The sequence below is a fragment of the Salinispora oceanensis genome, from assembly GCF_000383575.1.
Taxonomy (GTDB): Bacteria; Actinomycetota; Actinomycetes; order Mycobacteriales; family Micromonosporaceae; genus Micromonospora; species Micromonospora oceanensis.
The window spans coordinates 1,047,636-1,063,388 of record NZ_KB911579.1 but is presented as its reverse complement, the minus strand read 5'-3'; the positions used below and the strand labels follow the sequence as shown (position 1 = coordinate 1,063,388).

The window sequence follows — 15,753 nt, the reverse complement described above, 5'->3', positions numbered from 1 at the left end:
CGCAGAGGGAGGCACAGAGGGATCGGATCAAGCGGGCCATGAAGCCTCCTTCGAATGATGCGCAGATGGGCATCACGAATTCGCAACCGAATGGGCGACTACTTCAGACCAAATCTGATGATCGTTCACAGTCTCGCAAACTCTGAGCCTTAATTCTGCGAAACGGCTCGTGTCACCCGAAGGCGGAGTCTGTCCGGCTTTGCGCGCCGAAACCTGGGCCGTTGCGGTAGCTTCGAAGGTTCGCGTGGCGGGCGAGGGTCCGATCGCGGGTTCGAGCGGCGCCGGTGGATGAGCCTTCGTGGAGTGTGCTCTGGGTTGCCGGTGGCGGGGCTTGTGTGCTCCTTGAGACCGCCGCAACGGAGTAGTTCCGGCGCTTGGCCGGGGGCTCCGGCGCTTGGAGGTGGCCGCCGGGCTGGTTGGCCGGGGCCGCCCGCGCCGCTGTTGGTCAGGATGCCTGCGGGATGGACGGGCTGGCGAGCCAGGCGTCAGCCAGCTCGGCTAGGGGGGTGTCGAGGGCGCGACTGAGGCAGACCACGGTGCCGAACGCTGGTGCGGGCAGGCGACCCGACTCGATCTTGCGCAGGGTTTCAGGGGAGATGCCGGCCGCCAGGGCCACCTCGACGAGGCCGCGGTCGGCCCGCGCGGCCCGGAGGGCGACCCCGAGGCGCTGGCCCGCGGCGATCTGTTCGGCGGTCAGGGGTTGGCGAACCATGTCGGCAGGATAGCTCCCGGTGCTCTCGCCAGGGGGTGGTATAAAAATACGGTATTAAAATACCGCTGCCCGGGAGGCGTCGTGATTGAGCTGAAGTCCGCCGCGGAGATCGGCCAGATGGCGGTCACCGGCCGGTTCGTCGGTGAGCTGCTCGCCGAACTGAGCGAGGTCGCCGCGGTCGGCGTGAACCTGATGGACCTCGAACACCACGCCCGCCGTCGAATCGCGCAACGCGGTGCCGAGTCCTGCTACTGGGACTACGCTCCCTCCTTCGGCCGCGGACCCTTCCGTAACGTCCTGTGCCTGTCGGTCAACGACGCGGTGCTGCACGGCCTGCCGCACGACTATCTCCTCCGCGACGGTGACCTGCTCAGCATCGACATGGCGGTCAGCATCCAGGGCTGGGTCGCCGACTCCGCGGTCTCCCTCATCGTGGGCGCCCCCGCCCCGGCTGACCTGAAGCTGATCGAGGCCACCGAGGTCGCCCTCGACGCCGGCATCGCCGCCGCCCAGCCGGGGGGCCGACTCGGCGACATCTCCGCCGCGATCGGTCAGGTCGCGCACTCCTACGGCTACCAGGTCAACGGCGAGTTCGGTGGGCACGGCGTCGGCCGCACCATGCACGAGGCCCCGCACGTGGCCAACAACGCCCGCGCCCGTCGCGGCCTGAAGCTGCAGCCCGGCCTCACCATCGCCATCGAGCCCTGGTTCTGCGCTTCCACCGACGAGATCAGGTTTGACGACGATGGCTGGACGATCCGCTCCGCCGACGGCTCCCGTACCGCCCACTCCGAACACACGATCGCCATCACCGCCACGGGCCCACAGATTCTGACCCGCCGCCCTGGTCGCGGAGCCACCGGCGGCGACGCCACCGGCAGGCCCGCGGCGGCCTCCTGACCCGACTCCCAAGGGCCGCCGTACCCGGACCGGGGCGGGTCAGCTGATGTAGTGCAGGATCACGTTGTGCACGTGGTGGCTCTTCTGGGAGCCGCGGAACTCCACCTCGTAGGTGTGCGTGCCGACGTGAATGGCGATGGCGCCGGTGGAGAAGAACGAGCCGCCCCACGACTTGTTGCTGACCACGCTCACACTAGTGATCTTCGCGTACGGGATGCTGGTGATCGCGTAGCGCTTGCCGATGAACGAGCGGTCCTGAATGATCACGCGTCGGTCGGTCACGCCGATGAAGCCGGTACCGGTGCCGACGGCGTCGTAGACGGCGATGATCTGCTCGCCCTCGAGCAGCCCGCTCTGGATCTGTTGCAGCTGCTCCTTGCGGTCGTATGTCGCGTTCGCCATGGCCTCAGCGTAGGCGTAGAAAGCACATCGAAGCTTGGCGAAGTGATCTGTGGTGACGGTTCGTCGGCTACCGGTGACCCACGTCGTCTCAGGGCTCGGTGACGGCGCGGTACGCGTCCTCGATGCGGGCAGCCAGTAGGACCTCGCCCTCGGTCAGCGGCACGGTCTCGTGGCCGACTCGTATCTCGGTCTGGTCGGCGTGGCGGCTGATGTCGGGGCGAAGGTGCAGCGCGTCCGCGACCACCTTCACCCGCTCGGTGAGGGCCGCGTGCTGTGAGTCGTCAATGGGGAGCGTCCGTCGGATCCCTTCGCCCTCCCGGGTCCAACCGGGCAGCAGAGTCAGCGCATCGTTGAGATAGTTGTGCTTACCCCGCCCGAACGGCATGCGTACCACCACACCTCCCGGCATCGTTGCGGTCTTGTAGCCTAATCGTCGCGTTTCCGTGTCTTTTTGGTGGACTTAGTCTGTCCCTTGGTGGGAGCTGTGTCCACGGCCACACTTCTGGGTCTTCCTGGCCTGATGGGTTAGTCACGGTACCCAAACCGACGATTGATCTGGCACGCTGGACGCTCGTGCGAACTGAACAGGCAAGCGATGGCGGCCGGGTCGAGCGACCCGAGCCGAAGGTGATCGTCGGCGCGGCAATCATCCGCAACGGTCGGGTGCTGGCCTGCGCACGGTCTGCCCCGCCGGAGGTGGCGGGCCGGTGGGAGTTCCCCGGCGGCAAGGTGGAGCCGGGAGAGAGCGAGGCCGCGGCGCTACGGCGTGAGTGCGCCGAGGAGCTGGCTGTCCGGGTGGAGATTGGGGAACGGATCGGCCGGAGCGTTCGGATGGCCCATGGGCGCTCGGTGCTGAGGGTGTATCTGGCCCGGCTGCTGCAGGGCGACCAGCCGCAGGCCTTGGAGCACTCGGCGCTGCGTTGGCTCTCCGCCGCCGAGTTGGACAGCGTCACCTGGCTGCCCGCCGATGCCCCGATTGTCGCCGCGCTTCGCCCGCTGCTGGCCGCCGGCTGACCCGCAACAGAACCGGAAGGCCGACCTGAAAACGGACAGAGCCGGCGGAGTTTGCCGCCGGCTCTGTCGTCGTCGCTGACGTGTTCAGTGTTTGTCCTGCTCCGGGTGGGCGTAGTTTAGGTGCTCCGGCGGCAGCGGGAAGCTCACGTCCTCACCGAAGGGCGACGGTGCCGCCGGCCGGTCGAAGGTGAGCTCGGTCAGCGGCAGCCTGCCGGACTCGTCAAGTGTCGGGGCGGTCGGCTTCGGCACCTCACGATGCCAGTTGACACCCGCCTGCGCCTGCGCCTCGGCCTTCGGGTCGTGCGAGGCTCCCGCGTGGGAGTGGAACCCGGGCGGGCCGGCGGCGGGGGTGCGCACGGCGCCCGGGGAGTGCTCGCTGGTCACGCTGGTCTGAGGCACCTGACCCCTCCGGAAGATCTTGTTACCGAGCCAAACAAGAGGATCATACTTCCGGTCGACTACCCGCTCCTTCATGGGGATAATCCCGTTGTCGGTGATCTTGATGTGCTCGGGACAGACCTCGGTGCAGCACTTGGTGATGTTGCAGTAGCCCAGCCCCTGTTCGGCCTGCGCGTACTCCTTGCGGTCGTCCCGCGCGTCCAGCGGGTGCATGTCCAACTCGGCCGCCCGGATGAAGTATCGCGGCCCGGAGAAGGCGGGCTTGTTCTCCTCATGGTCCCGGATCACGTGACAGACCGTCTGGCAGAGGAAGCACTCGATGCACTTGCGGAACTCCTGGGAGCGCTCGACGTCAACCTGCTGCATCCGGTAGTCGCCCGGGGTGACACCGGGAGGCGGTGCGAAGGCCGGTGTCTCCCGGGCCTTCTCGTAGTTGAACGAGACATCGGTGACGAGGTCCCGAACAATCGGGAACGTCCGTAGCGGCGTGACCGAAATCGTCTCGTCCTCGGTGAAGGTCGACATCCGGGTCATGCAGGCCAGCTTCGGTTTGCCGTTGATCTCCACCGAGCAGGAGCCGCACTTGCCAGCCTTGCAGTTCCAGCGGCAGGCGAGGTCCGGTGCCTCGGTGCTCTGCAGTCGGTGGATGATGTCGAGGACGACCTCGCCCTCCTTCACCTCGACCAGGTATTCCTTCAGGTCGCCGCCGGTCTCGTCGCCCCGCCAGATGCGGAACTGTCGCTTCGTGGCCGGTGCGCCGGCCGCCTGGCTCTTCTCAGTTCCCATTCCTCAGCGCTCCTCCTTAGCGAGGGCGTCGAACTCCGCCAGCTCCTCGTCGGTCAGGTACTTGGCCAACTCCGCGCGGTCGAAGAGGGCGAAGAGCTCCGGCCGCATCCGCGGTAGCGGCTTGCGGTCCAGGTGCACGATGTCGCCTTCCAGGGAGCAGACCTGGTTGACCCGCCGCCAGGCCGGGTCCATCGTCGGATGATCCTCCCGGGTGTGGCCGCCCCGCGACTCCCGCCGCTCCAGCGCTGCCTTGGCGGTGCACTCGGAGACCACCAGCATGTTGCGGAGATCGAGGGCGAGGTGCCAGCCCGGGTTGTAGCGCCGGCCGCCCGCCGCGCTCACCTTGGCGACTCGTTCGCGAAGCTCGCCGAGTCGGGCCAGCGCGTCAACCAGCTCGCCCTCCCGCCGGATGATGCCGACCAGGTCGCCCATCACCGCCTGGAGATCCTGCTGCAGGACGTACGGGCTCTCGCCGGTGTCCCGCTGCAACGGGGCCAGGGCCGTCTCCACCGCGGTCTCCACCGCCGGCACCGGGACCTGGGGCCGAGACGCCAACCCGTCAGCGTACGAGGCGGCGTGCCCGCCCGCCCGCTTGCCGAAGACCAGCAGGTCGGAGAGGGAGTTGCCGCCGAGCCGGTTGGAGCCGTGCATGCCGCCGGAGACCTCACCCGCGGCGAATAGCCCGCGGACATGGCCGAAGGCCGCACCGGAGTCGGGGTCGACCTCCACTCCGCCCATCACGTAGTGACAGGTCGGCCCGACCTCCATCGGCTCCCGGGTGATGTCGACGTCGGCCAGCTCCTTGAACTGGTGGTACATCGACGGGAGGCGACGGCGAATCTCCTCCGCCGGCAGCCGGGAGGCGATGTCCAGGTAGACGCCGCCAGCCGGGGTGCCCCGGCCCGCCTTGACCTCGCTGTTGATCGCTCGGGCCACCTCGTCGCGCGGCAGCAGCTCCGGTGGCCGCCGGTTGTTGTCCGGGTCCTCATACCAGCGGTCCGCCTCGGCCTCACTGTCCGCGTACTGCTTCCGGAACACATCCGGCACGTAGTCGAACATGAACCGCTTGCCCTCGGAGTTCTTCAGGATCCCGCCGTCTCCGCGGACCGACTCGGTGACCAGGATTCCCTTCACCGAGGGGGGCCAGACCATGCCGGTCGGGTGGAACTGGAGAAACTCCATGTTGATCAGCGTCGCCCCGGCCCGTAGCGCCAGCGCGTGGCCGTCCCCGGTGTACTCCCAGGAGTTCGAGGTGACCTTGTACGAGCGGCCGACCCCGCCGGTGGCCAGCACCACGGCCGGCGCTTCGAAGAGAACGAACTCGCCCGACTCCCGGTAGTAGCCGAAGGCGCCGGCGACCCGGTCCCCGTCAAGTAGCAGCTCGGTGATGGTGGTCTCGGCGAAGACCCGGATCCGGGCGTCGTACGAGCCGTGCTCGTGTCGATCTTCCTGCTGGAGGGAGACGATCTTCTGCTGGAGGGTGCGGATCAGCTCCAGGCCGGTGCGGTCGCCCACGTGCGCGAGGCGCGGGTACTCGTGCCCGCCGAAGTTGCGCTGGGAGATCCTCCCGTCCTTCGTCCGGTCGAAGAGGGCGCCGTAGGTCTCCAGCTCCCAGATTCGCTGCGGCGACTCCTTGGCGTGCAGCTCGGCCATACGGAAGTTGTTCAGGAACTTGCCGCCGCGCATCGTGTCGCGGAAGTGCACCTGCCAGCTGTCCCGGCTGTTCACGTTCCCCATCGCGGCCGCGGCGCCCCCCTCGGCCATCACCGTGTGCGCCTTGCCGAAGAGCGACTTCGAGATGATCGCGGTCTTCTTGCCGGCCAGTCGGGCCTCGATCGCGGCTCGCAGTCCGGCGCCGCCGGCTCCGATCACGACGACGTCGTAGTGGTGTCGTTCGATTCGCGTGGTAGTGGTCATATCGGGGCCCTCTAGTTGATGAACCGCAGGTCGGTGAACCAGCCGGCGGAGACGGCCATGATGTAGAAGTCGGTGAAGAGCACCGTGAACAGCGACACCATGGCGAACGTGCCGTGCCGGACGTTCAACTTCGAGATCAACGTCCAGAAGCGGTACCGCACCGGGTTCCGGGAGAAGTGCTTCAGTCGTCCGCCCATCACGTGCCGACAGGCGTGGCAGGAGAGCGTGTAACCGGCGAGAGCGACGATGTTGACCAGGATGATCAGCGAGCCCAGGCCGACCCCGAAGGCACCGTCCGGTCCGCGGAACGCGAGAAAGGCGTCATAGATGTTGATCAGCAGAACCACGAAGGCCAGGTAGAAGAAGTACCGGTGCCAGTTCATGACAAACAGGGGGAACCGGGTCTCCCCGGTGTACTTCTGGTGCGGCTCGGTCACCGCGCAGGCCTGCGGGGACGCCCACAACGAGCGGTAGCCCGCCTTGCGGTAGTAGTAGCAGGTCACCCGGAACCCAGCGACGATCGGGAAGGCGACGATGCCGAGGGGGAGGAAGAAGGGGAACTCCCCGAACGGGGTGCCGAAGTGCGACGAGCCGGGTACGCAGGAGTCGGTCAGGCACGGCGAGTACAGCGGTGTGAGGTAGTGGTAGTCCTCCACGTAGTACCACTTCGCCATGAAGACGCGGATCGTCGAGTAGACGATGAAGAAGAGCAGAATCGCGGCGATGCCGACGGGCTGCACCCACCAGCGGTCGGTACGCAACGTTCTCGCCGCGATGGCGGCACGCGGAGGCGCACCCGGCCCTCCCGGCCTCGTTGCCGTTGATGTCATTCGAGTCGTCTCCCTGACGGGGCCCGGATGGGCGGCGGATCAAGTTCGGTAGGCAACCGGGCCGCACCCGCTTGCCAACGTCATGCGCACACCAACGACCGCGCCGGAGAAACGGCGCAGCTAAGTGACACACGTTACGCCGATCTTTGCGAGCCGTCCGCGCAAGGCAGTGTCCCGTGTGTCCCCGTTCTTGAAAAGGCCTGTCGGTGCATCGAGGCCCATCCGTTCGTTCGACGGCACTGGTCAGCCGGAGGCCCCGCCGGTGAAGTTCCACCCGGTGAGGTGCAGCGCCGGTGCCTCCCACCAGACCCCGTCTACCCGGTCGGGCTGGCGGGCCAGCGCGGGCCCGACGCCGAGCACCGCTCCCGGACCGAGTGCGCGCGGGTAGGACTCGGTGAACCGGAAGTCGCGCACCGCCCGAGTTATCACGCCCTCCTCCACCAGCCACACCCCGTTGCGGGTGAGGCCCGTGATGACCAGGCTTTTCGGGTCGAGTACCCGGGTGTACCAGAAGTCGCTGACCAGCAGACCCCGGCGGACGCCAACGAGGAGCGGGGTGGTGTCCGGGTCGACAACCGCCCCGGTTCGGGCGTCGCCGAAGCCGGGCTGCCGCACGGCCTCGGTCGAGGGGGCGGTGAGGCGCAGGTTGCGGGGGACCGGGCCCCACGCGGCGCCGCCGGGGACCGCGTGCCCGGTTGACGTGGCGCCGGCCAGGGCGGCGGAGCGCCGATCGTGTGCGACGGCAGCAGTGACGCCGGCGTCAACCAGGGTCAACGCCGCCCGCGGCGTGCCCTCCACGTCGAAGGGTGGACCCGAGCGGTCGAGCGGGTCGTCCACCAGGGTCACCATCGGGTCGAACTGGGCCGTACCGAGTTCGGCGAAGGACTGACCTTCGTGGTGCCGCTTGCCGTTGAAGCCGTAGGCGGACAGGTTCTGGAGCAGGTCGGCGACGGCGGCCGGCTCCAACACCACCTCGTACCGGCCGGGCGGCAGCTCGACCGGGTCGGTCGCCGCCCGAGCCTTGCCGGCGGCGCGGGCGCCGAGGGCGGAGCCGTCCAGGTCGGCCAGGCGGTCGGCGGCCAGCCGGGCCACCCCGTCCGACCCGCCGGTGCGGGCGATGCCGTCCATCGCCGCCTCGGCGGTCTGGCCCCGGGCCGAGTGACCGGCCGAGTTGGCGAACGCCGACGAGCGGTGGGTGGTACGGCAGTAGCCGGCCGTCTCCAGCCCGTCGGCCGCCGCCACGAACGCGCGGACCCGATCGGCCCGGTCACCCGGCTCCGCGTACGCGGTCGCCTCGTCCACCGGCGCCCCGGGCGGAATCGGGGCAGGTGGGGTGAGTCCCGGCCAGACTGGGTCGGGCGGACCGAGTCGTACCGCCGCCAGGGTGCGCTCGACGAGTTCCCGCAGCCCCTCCGGGGTGCCGACGCTGCCGCTGCTGGCGACGCTCCGCCCGGCGACGTGCAGCCGCAGCCGTACGGTGCGGTGGGTTTCGCCGACGTTCTGGTGGATGAACGAGTTGGCGAACCGGGTCAACGCCAGCTCGGCCCGGGTCACCGTCACCTCGGCCGCCGCGGCCGGTCCGGCTAGCCGACGGACCAGCTCGATCACCTGGCCCGCCAGGTCCAGCTCGGACCCGGGCAGCTTCGCCGCCCTCACGCGCGCACCCCCACCCGGATGCCACGGAAGCGGGCCGGTGCGGCCGGATGGCCGGTGTGCCCCACCTGCCCCGGCTGGCCCTTGCCACAGTTGGGTGTCCCCCAGGCGACCGTCTCGCCGGAGAGCATGTCCATCGAACGCCAGAAGAGCGGGCTGATTCCGGTGTACGTGGGGTTGCGCAGCATCCGTCCCCGTCTCCCCTTCCTGATCTCCCAGCCGACCTCGCAGCCGAACTGGAAGTTGAGCCGCTTGTCGTCGATGGACCAGGACCGGTTGATGTCCATCAACACCCCCTCGTCGGTGGCGGCGATGATCTCGTCCAGACTGTGTGGACCGGGCTCCAGCCCGACGTTGGTCATTCGCACCATCGGCAGCCGGGCCCAGCCGTCCGCCCGGACGCTGCCGCCGTAGTCCAGGCCAGCGGCGGCGGCCGAGTCGCGGCCGGCGAGCACGCCAACCCAGCGTCCTTCCCGGACCGCATCCCGACGGACCGCCGGGGAACCCTCGTCGTCGTAGCCGAAGCTGCCCAGCGCGCCGGGGAGCGTCGGGTCGATGGTGACGGTCATCAGCTCCGAGCCGTACCGCAGCGACCCGAGCTGGGCCAGCTCCAGCCAGGAGGTGCCGGCGAAGGCCGCCTCCCAGCCGAGGATCCGGTCCAGTTCGATGGCGTGCCCGACCGACTCGTGGATCTGGAGGGCGAGCTGCTCGCCGCCGAGGATCAGGTCGGTCTCGCCCGCGGGGCACAGCGGTGCGGTGAGCAGCGCTCGGGACTCGTCGGCGATTCGTGCCGCATGCGCGGTCAGGTCGAGCGAGTCGACCAGTTCCCACCCGCTGGTGCCGTACTGGCCCCGGTAGCTCGGGTACGACCGCCGCTGGGTCTGGCCGGCGCCGATCGAGGTGGCCGAGATACCGCCGCCGCACTCGCGGATGCGCTGGTCGATCCGGTGGCCCTCGCTGGAGACGAACCACTTTGCCGTGTCCCAGACCTGGTAGAGGCCCTCGGCGAGGTCGGCGCCGTGCGCGGTCATCAGTCGGGTCGCCTCGACCAGCAGGTCACCCTTGACCGACAGCGGTACGCCGAGCGGATCCACCGCGCAGGCCGAGGCCCAGCTCGCCGTGACCGGCTCGGCCGGGATCGGGTCGATCGGCGGGCCCGGAACGCGGGCACTGGCCGCGGCGATCCGCGCCGCTCGGCGGCCGGCGTCACGGGCGGCGGGATCGGAGAGATCGGGTACGGCGTGAAAGCCCCAGCTCGACCCGACCAGCGCCCGGACCCCCAGCCCGACATTCTCGTCCTGGGTCAGCTCCTCGATATCGCCGTTTCGGGCCGTCATGGACTCGTAGCGCCGGTGCATCACCCGGGCATCGGCGTACCGGGCGCCCGCGTCGAGGGCGGCTTGGACAGCGATGGAGGCCGCATCGAACTCGGTCATGGCTCGACCCTAGGGGAGTTGGCCGAATCCGTCCGGTGGCGTGGCGCCGCGCCGCCCGGGCGGCCGGATCAGCTGACCGCTGGCCCGACCCGGCGTCGGTACGCACCCGGCGTGAGGCCGAGTACCGACCGGAATTCGTTGGCGAGGTGGGCTTGGTCGCTGTAACCGAGGTCAGCGGCGACATCGGCCAGCGTCGTCTCCGGATCATTCCGCAGACGTTGGGCGGCCTCCTGTAGTCGGCGGCGGCGGATCATCACCGCCGGCGGCAACCCGACGAACCGGGCCGCGAGCCGCTGCACCGAGCGGGCGGAGAGGCGTAGGCGGCAGGCGACATCCTCGACTGTGCGCACCGCCGGATCGGTGTCGATGAGATCGGCCATCCGGTTGGCCAGCAGCGCTTCGTACGGCGGTGGCGGCACCGTACTGGTAAGCCACGTCGCGAACGCGTCCACCGCCTGGCGGTGCCGGGTCGGTGGATTGTCCGGCCCGAGCATCGCTCGCCTCACCCGCTCCCGCAGGACCGGGAGGTCCAGGAGTTGGTACCGGTCCCGCAGCACCGCCGGCGCGCTGGCGAAGTGAGGCACCGCCGCTGGCCGGAGCAGAGCTCCGACCGCCCAGCCGGTGCCGGTGAGTTCGCGGTACGAACTGCCCGTGGTCGGCCCGGCGAGGCCGACCACGGCTGTTTCGACCACCAGATTGCAGGCGGGAAAGGCGATCAGCTGCTGTCGGGAGGTCTGCCCTGCCGGGAGACACCACTCCGGAATCCAGAACCAGCGCACCAACTGTGCCACCGAATCTGGTGCCGGAACCCGGGCGAACGTGGGAAGCCGCGCCGGATAGAGGACACCCCGCCGGCTCGCCGTATTCAGCTCGGACCTCTGTCGCGAATCTTCAAGCCGGTGCACGCCGCGCCTACCTATCGTCAACTCCTATGACTGAGCCGAACCGAGCCGCCGACGGCGAGCACACCACGAACGGCACGCCGCGTGGAGCTACCAGCCTGACTCCCTTTCTGGCCATCCCGGATGCCCGCGGGGCCATCGACTTCTACCAGAAAATCTTCGGTGCGCGGGTGGTTGACGTGACCGAGCTGGGTGGTGTCGTGGCCCACGCCGTCCTCGACTTCGGCCAGGGGCTGCTGCAGCTCGGGGAGCCGATGCCCAAGTACGGGCTCGTCGCGGGCCCCGAAGGGGAGCAGGACTGCTACTCCATCGGCTTCTACTGTCCGGACGTTGACACCGTGGTCGAACAGGCTCAGGCGGCCGGCGCGGTGATCCGGGAAGCCCCGTCCACCTTCGTCTCGGGTGACCGCTTCGCCAGCATCCGGGACCCGTTCGGCGTACGGTGGTCGATCCTGACCCGGGTGGAGGACCTCTCCGAGGAGGAGAGCGCGCGACGCGTCGCCGACTGGGCCCGGCAACAGGCGGGGTGACCGGGGGCGCGGGTAGCGGGCGGCACCGCGCGGGTTGACCCGAGTTCTCCGTACCCGCCGGGGACGGCGCTCACCCCAGGTGGGTACGGAGGAAGGCCAGCTCCAGCCGCAGCAGCTGTTCACCGACGCCGCCCGCCGCCAGGTGCGTGGCGCCGGTGAGCGGCAGCACCGAATGCGGGTGCCCGTTGGCCACCAGCGCGGCCGACAGCCGCAGCGTGTGCGCCGCCACCACGTTGTCGTCGGCCAGCCCGTGCACCAGCAGCAGCGGCCGGGCCTGCTCGGTGGCGGCGGCCAACTCCACCAGGGAATGGTGGGCGTACACGTCCATCCCGTCCTCGGGCAGGCCCAGGTAGCGTTCGGTGTAGGCGGTGTCGTACAGGCTCCAGTCGGTCACCGGCGCTCCGGCGATCCCGCACCGGAACAGCTCCGGACGGCGCAGCACCGCCAGCGCGGCCAGCCAGCCCCCGAACGACCAGCCCCGCACCGCCACCCGGTCGAGGTCCAGGTCCGGATGCTTGTCGGCCAGCGCGGTGAGCCCCTCCACCTGGTCGGTGAGGACCATGTCCGCCACCCGCCGGTGGATCGCCTTCTCGAACGACGGCGCGACCCCCGGCGTACCACGGTTGTCGATCACGACCACCGCGAACCCGGCGTCGGCCCACCACTGCCGCTCCAGCCACGCCGACCGCGCCGCCAGCACCTCCTGGTGGCCGGGGCCGCCGTACACGTCCAGCAGCACCGGCAGCCGGCGGCCGGAGACGTGGTTCTCCGGGTAGAGCACTGCCGCCGGCAGCCGCCGGTCGGTCACCCGTTCCAACAACGGCAGCGGAGCGTACGGCGGGGTCGCCGCGAATGACCGCAGCGTCGCCACCTCCCGGTCACCGCGCCAGACCGTCCAGCGCAGACCCGGGTGGTCCAGGGAGGCGCTGCCCACCACCAACACGTCCCCGCCCACGACACCGACGTGCCAGCCGGAGTCCGGGGTGATTCGGCGGACGTCCATACCGCCGCCGACCGTGGTGCGGACCCGGAACAGGTGTTGCTCACTTGGCTCGCCCTCGGCCGCCTCCACCAGCAGGTCGGCCGCTCCGGTGCCGGAGCGGGCCGGGAGCCGGCCGACCACCCGGCGTACGTAGAGCGACGGCGGTGTCAGCAGCGTGCCGTCGGCGAAGAGGCACCGTGCGTCGTAGCCGTCGTGGGCCAGTTCCCCGCCCACCAGCACCCGCCCGTCCGGCAGGTGGGCGGGAGTACCGGGCACCGGCTCCACCCAGCGCGGGTCGGCCAGCTCGGCGTGCACCTGGGTCTCCCCGGTGCGGGGGTCCACCGCGAGCACCAGTCCGTGCTGTTGGGAGCGGCGCAGCACGGTGATCAGCGGTCCGCCGTCGGTCCAGTGCACGGCGGTCAGGTACGGGTAGGTCTCCCGGTCCCAGTGCACGTCGACCCAGCCGCCGTCGAGGTCGAGCAGGTGCAGGCTGACCTCGGCGTTGTTTCCGCCCGCCCGGGGGTAGGCGACGGTGGTCGGCGCGGTCGCCGGCTCCGCCGGATCATGCAGGTGCCACCGGTCCAGTCGGGACTCGTCCACTCGGGCGGCGAGCACCGAGCGACCGTCCGGCGCCCACCAGTAGCCCCGGAACCGGTTGAACTCCTCCGCCGCGACGTGCTCGGCCAGCCCCCAGATGACCCCCGCGTCCTCGCCGGCGAGCATGGTGTCGGTGCCGTCGTGCTCGACCACCCGAAGCTCCCCCCGGCGGACCCCGGCGCCGGCGTCGGTGACGTACGCCAGCCGCTGCCCGGTCGGGTCGGGTCGGGGATCGAGCACCGGGCCGGCGGCGGCCACCTCGACCACGTCCCCGTGGATCAGGTCGGCCCGGAAGAGCCGGCCACCGAGGGCGAAGATCGCCACCCGGCCAGCCGAGTCGAGGGCGTACGAGCCGATGCCGGCGGCGCTCAGCCGCAGCCGCTCCCGCAGCGTGCGCTCTCCCGGGCTGAGCTGGTCGGCATCCTCTGACAGGAGCGCCGCCGGATCGGCGACGAGCCGCTCCTGCCCGGTGTCGACATCGAGGAGCCAGAGCCCTTCGGTGGGGTCCGTCGGCCCGCCGGAGCGAAGGAAGAGCACCCGGGAGCCGTCGTCGGCCACCGAGATCGCCCGCGGCGCTCCGTGGCGGAACCGACGGGTCCGTGCGGCCAGCTCCGGAAAGTCCACACGTCGGATCGTAGGGCGGTGCCGTGGGTGATGTGGCGGACCTGCTCGGACGCATCCGGGTCGGCGGCGAGAACCGCCGGATAGAGTGACGGACGTGACGACACTGCCCGATCGCCGGCTCCTGCTGGTCCATGCGCACCCCGACGACGAAGCCATCGGCACCGGCGCGACGATGGCCCACTATGCGGCCACCGGCGCCCACGTCACGCTGGTCACCTGCACCCTGGGCGAGGAGGGTGAGGTGCACGTGCCGGAGCTGGCGCAGCTCGCCGCGGCCGAAGCTGACCAACTCGGCGGCTACCGGATCGCGGAGCTGGCGGCCGCCTGCCGCGCGCTCGGGGTCACCGACCACCGGTTCCTCGGCGGCGCCGGCCGCTATCGCGACTCCGGGATGATGGGCCTGGCCACCAACGAGCACCCGCGCGCCTTCTGGCAGGCCGATCTCGATGTGGCCGCCGGGCAGCTGGTAGAGCTCATGCGGGAGCTCCGACCCCAGGTCATGGTCACTTACGACGGCAACGGGTTCTACGGCCATCCGGATCACATCCAGGCCCACCGGGTGGCGATGCGGGCACACGAGCTGGCCGCCGCTGAAGGGTTCGCTCCGGCGAAGGTCTACTGGACGGCGATGCCGCGCAGCGTGCTGGAGGCCGGAATGACGCACTTCGCCGGCTCGTCGGACAACCCGTTCGCGGGCATCCAGGAGGCGGTGGAGTTGCCGTTCTGTACGCCGGATGAGCGCATCGCCGCCCGGATCGACGCGAGCGGGCAGCACGCCGCGAAGGAGGCGGCGATGCGCGCGCACGCCACCCAGATTCCGGACAACTCCTGGCTGTACTCGATCGCCGGCAACTTCGGCAGCGAGTTCATGGGGGTGGAGTACTACACCCTCGCCAGCGGTGACAAGGGTCCCGGCTTCGGCCCATACGGGTGGGAGGACGATCTCTTCGCCGGGCTGCCGGTCGCGGAGGGTTCGGACCGGACCTCGGTCGCGGAGGGCTCGGACCAGACTCTCTCCGACGGCGCCAACCGGGCCCCGGTCGGTGCGACCGGTCAGTGGTGAGTCTTCCCGCCGTGCCGGTGTCGGTCGTGCCCGACGAGAGCGCTCCGCTCCCAGCCCGGGGCAACGCTCGGCTCGCCAGTCGGGCGTTGCGGGTCAGCGGCGGCGTGTTGGCCGTCGCCGGCGGGGCCCTCAGCGCGGTGCTGGAGCTCCTGCTCGCCTCGTTGCGGGTCGGCGGCCATCTGATCGGTGTGACCGTGCTGGTCGCGGTCGGGTTGAACGTGGCCCTGAGCTGGTTCGCCCTGACCACTGTCGGGCGTCGGTGGGCGGTGGCGCTGCCCGCCGTGCCGTGGTTCTTCCTGGTCGCGGTCGCCGGGATCCGCACCTCGGAGGGGGACGTGCTGCTGGCCGGCACCTGGGTGGACCTGCTGCTCGTCGTGGCCGGCGCAATGACCTTCGCGGTGCTGGGGTTCCGGCAGATCCTGGCCGCCCCGCCGGCTACCCGGCCCAGGACCTGACGGCAGCCGCCCTCCGGTGGTAGACATTCCTGCCAGGACGACCCGTACGAGTGGTGGCGGGCGGTATGTCGGGAGGGTGCGATGAGGCAGCGGTGGCGGGTGGCCGGAGCGCTGGCGGGTGCGTTGTTCGTGGTCAACGTGGTCGCTCGGTTGATCATCCGGGTGGGGTTCGACGACGCGGACACGACCGCGGCCGACCGGGTGTCACTCGGGATGTTCGTGGTGATCGGGGTGGGCCTGGCCGTGGTCGCTTTCGGCTGGAGCCGAAGCCGGCCGGCCGCCGAGTGGGGGGCGGACATCGCCGCCGCGGTCGGTGTCGCGCTGGCGTTGACCGTGCTGGTCGGGCCGCTGCTGGTGGGGAAGAACCCGTTTGGTGGCGGTGCGGGGACCTTCTTCGCGCAGATCTGGCTCTACGCCGCAGTCGCCGGCATCGGGGTGCTGCTGGGCTATCTGCTGGCCGTCGCGCTCGGCCTGGACCACCGTTCCCAGGTGCTGAAGCGGTACGCCGAGTCGAAGACGGCGAAGCCGCAGAAGCCGGTTCGTCGCTGACC

Annotated in this window: 16 protein-coding genes; 6 read left to right on the top strand and 10 right to left on the bottom strand. The window is 70.2% G+C overall.

Features of this window, described 5'->3' with window-relative positions; all coding sequences use genetic code 11:
* Positions 1-445 precede the first annotated feature (445 nt).
* Entirely contained in the window at positions 446-712 is a 267-nt protein-coding gene (locus tag SALPAC4_RS0104720; RefSeq protein ID WP_018813989.1) for a helix-turn-helix domain-containing protein, read from the bottom strand.
* Between the two features lie 81 nt (positions 713-793).
* Here SALPAC4_RS0104720 and map point away from each other — a divergent pair, with 81 nt between their 5' ends.
* Complete coding sequence (map, locus tag SALPAC4_RS0104715) at positions 794-1,612, top strand: type I methionyl aminopeptidase (RefSeq protein ID WP_019869364.1); 819 nt, start codon at positions 794-796, stop codon at positions 1,610-1,612.
* 39 nt (positions 1,613-1,651) lie between these two features.
* Here the strand turns inward: map and SALPAC4_RS0104710 are convergent, their stop codons facing one another.
* Together SALPAC4_RS0104710 and SALPAC4_RS0104705 are read right to left on the bottom strand one after the other, a co-directional pair.
* On the bottom strand, positions 1,652-2,014 hold the full coding sequence (locus tag SALPAC4_RS0104710; RefSeq protein WP_018222714.1) for a PH domain-containing protein: 363 nt from the start codon (positions 2,012-2,014) through the stop codon (positions 1,652-1,654).
* An 88-nt stretch (positions 2,015-2,102) separates the two neighbouring features.
* Complete coding sequence (locus SALPAC4_RS0104705; protein WP_033662827.1) at positions 2,103-2,399, bottom strand: 4a-hydroxytetrahydrobiopterin dehydratase; 297 nt, start codon at positions 2,397-2,399, stop codon at positions 2,103-2,105.
* 188 nt (positions 2,400-2,587) lie between these two features.
* Between SALPAC4_RS0104705 and SALPAC4_RS0104700 the strand changes: the two genes are divergently transcribed.
* Positions 2,588-3,028, top strand: a complete 441-nt coding sequence (locus tag SALPAC4_RS0104700; protein WP_019869363.1) for a (deoxy)nucleoside triphosphate pyrophosphohydrolase — start codon at positions 2,588-2,590, stop codon at positions 3,026-3,028.
* 84 nt (positions 3,029-3,112) lie between these two features.
* Here SALPAC4_RS0104700 and SALPAC4_RS0104695 read toward each other — a convergent pair whose 3' ends face one another.
* The 6 genes from SALPAC4_RS0104695 to SALPAC4_RS0104670 all read right to left on the bottom strand — a co-directional run bounded on the left by SALPAC4_RS0104695 (position 3,113) and on the right by SALPAC4_RS0104670 (position 10,954).
* Positions 3,113-4,213, bottom strand: a complete 1,101-nt coding sequence (locus SALPAC4_RS0104695) for a succinate dehydrogenase/fumarate reductase iron-sulfur subunit (protein ID WP_019869362.1) — start codon at positions 4,211-4,213, stop codon at positions 3,113-3,115.
* Positions 4,214-4,216: 3 nt separating this feature from the next.
* Positions 4,217-6,130 carry a fumarate reductase/succinate dehydrogenase flavoprotein subunit gene (locus SALPAC4_RS0104690; RefSeq protein WP_018729254.1) on the bottom strand — a complete coding sequence of 638 codons (1,914 nt, stop codon included), beginning with the start codon at positions 6,128-6,130 and terminating at the stop codon, positions 4,217-4,219.
* Positions 6,131-6,141: 11 nt separating this feature from the next.
* A complete protein-coding gene (locus SALPAC4_RS0104685; RefSeq protein ID WP_033663015.1) occupies positions 6,142-6,960 on the bottom strand; it encodes a hypothetical protein in 819 nt (272 codons plus the stop codon).
* A 243-nt stretch (positions 6,961-7,203) separates the two neighbouring features.
* Positions 7,204-8,616 (bottom strand): TldD/PmbA family protein, encoded by a 1,413-nt coding sequence (locus SALPAC4_RS0104680; protein ID WP_019869361.1) that lies wholly within the window; start codon positions 8,614-8,616, stop codon positions 7,204-7,206.
* On the bottom strand, positions 8,613-10,049 hold the full coding sequence (locus tag SALPAC4_RS0104675) for a TldD/PmbA family protein (RefSeq protein ID WP_019869360.1): 1,437 nt from the start codon (positions 10,047-10,049) through the stop codon (positions 8,613-8,615). Before SALPAC4_RS0104675 ends, SALPAC4_RS0104680 begins: the two co-directional genes overlap by 4 nt.
* 68 nt (positions 10,050-10,117) lie before the next feature.
* A complete protein-coding gene (locus SALPAC4_RS0104670) occupies positions 10,118-10,954 on the bottom strand; it encodes a helix-turn-helix domain-containing protein (protein ID WP_397537949.1) in 837 nt (278 codons plus the stop codon).
* A gap of 26 nt (positions 10,955-10,980) precedes the next feature.
* Between SALPAC4_RS0104670 and SALPAC4_RS0104665 the strand changes: the two genes are divergently transcribed.
* Positions 10,981-11,481 (top strand): VOC family protein, encoded by a 501-nt coding sequence (locus tag SALPAC4_RS0104665; RefSeq protein ID WP_019869358.1) that lies wholly within the window; start codon positions 10,981-10,983, stop codon positions 11,479-11,481.
* 70 nt (positions 11,482-11,551) lie between these two features.
* Here the strand turns inward: SALPAC4_RS0104665 and SALPAC4_RS0104660 are convergent, their stop codons facing one another.
* Positions 11,552-13,684 (bottom strand): S9 family peptidase, encoded by a 2,133-nt coding sequence (locus tag SALPAC4_RS0104660; RefSeq protein WP_019869357.1) that lies wholly within the window; start codon positions 13,682-13,684, stop codon positions 11,552-11,554.
* Positions 13,685-13,769: 85 nt separating this feature from the next.
* On the opposite strand from SALPAC4_RS0104660, the gene mshB reads away from it, so the two are divergent.
* From mshB to SALPAC4_RS0104645, 3 genes are all read left to right on the top strand, one after another.
* Positions 13,770-14,747, top strand: a complete 978-nt coding sequence (gene mshB / locus SALPAC4_RS0104655) for an N-acetyl-1-D-myo-inositol-2-amino-2-deoxy-alpha-D-glucopyranoside deacetylase (protein ID WP_019869356.1) — start codon at positions 13,770-13,772, stop codon at positions 14,745-14,747.
* A gap of 11 nt (positions 14,748-14,758) precedes the next feature.
* Complete coding sequence (locus SALPAC4_RS0104650) at positions 14,759-15,202, top strand: hypothetical protein (protein WP_019869355.1); 444 nt, start codon at positions 14,759-14,761, stop codon at positions 15,200-15,202.
* Between the two features lie 81 nt (positions 15,203-15,283).
* Positions 15,284-15,751 (top strand): hypothetical protein, encoded by a 468-nt coding sequence (locus tag SALPAC4_RS0104645; RefSeq protein ID WP_027644406.1) that lies wholly within the window; start codon positions 15,284-15,286, stop codon positions 15,749-15,751.
* The last annotated feature ends 2 nt before the right edge of the window (positions 15,752-15,753 follow it).

Bases quoted from the DNA above. Each gene is read 5' to 3' on its own strand.
- SALPAC4_RS0104720 (WP_018813989.1), bottom strand. From the start codon at position 712: ATGGTTCGCCAACCCCTGACCGCCGAACAGATCGCCGCGGGCCAGCGC.
- SALPAC4_RS0104710 (WP_018222714.1), bottom strand. From the start codon at position 2,014: ATGGCGAACGCGACATACGACCGCAAGGAGCAGCTGCAACAGATCCAG.
- SALPAC4_RS0104705 (WP_033662827.1), bottom strand. From the start codon at position 2,399: ATGCCGTTCGGGCGGGGTAAGCACAACTATCTCAACGATGCGCTGACT.
- SALPAC4_RS0104695 (WP_019869362.1), bottom strand. From the start codon at position 4,213: ATGGGAACTGAGAAGAGCCAGGCGGCCGGCGCACCGGCCACGAAGCGA.
- SALPAC4_RS0104690 (WP_018729254.1), bottom strand. From the start codon at position 6,130: ATGACCACTACCACGCGAATCGAACGACACCACTACGACGTCGTCGTG.
- SALPAC4_RS0104685 (WP_033663015.1), bottom strand. From the start codon at position 6,960: ATGACATCAACGGCAACGAGGCCGGGAGGGCCGGGTGCGCCTCCGCGT.
- SALPAC4_RS0104675 (WP_019869360.1), bottom strand. From the start codon at position 10,049: ATGACCGAGTTCGATGCGGCCTCCATCGCTGTCCAAGCCGCCCTCGAC.
- SALPAC4_RS0104665 (WP_019869358.1), top strand. From the start codon at position 10,981: ATGACTGAGCCGAACCGAGCCGCCGACGGCGAGCACACCACGAACGGC.
- SALPAC4_RS0104645 (WP_027644406.1), top strand. From the start codon at position 15,284: ATGAGGCAGCGGTGGCGGGTGGCCGGAGCGCTGGCGGGTGCGTTGTTC.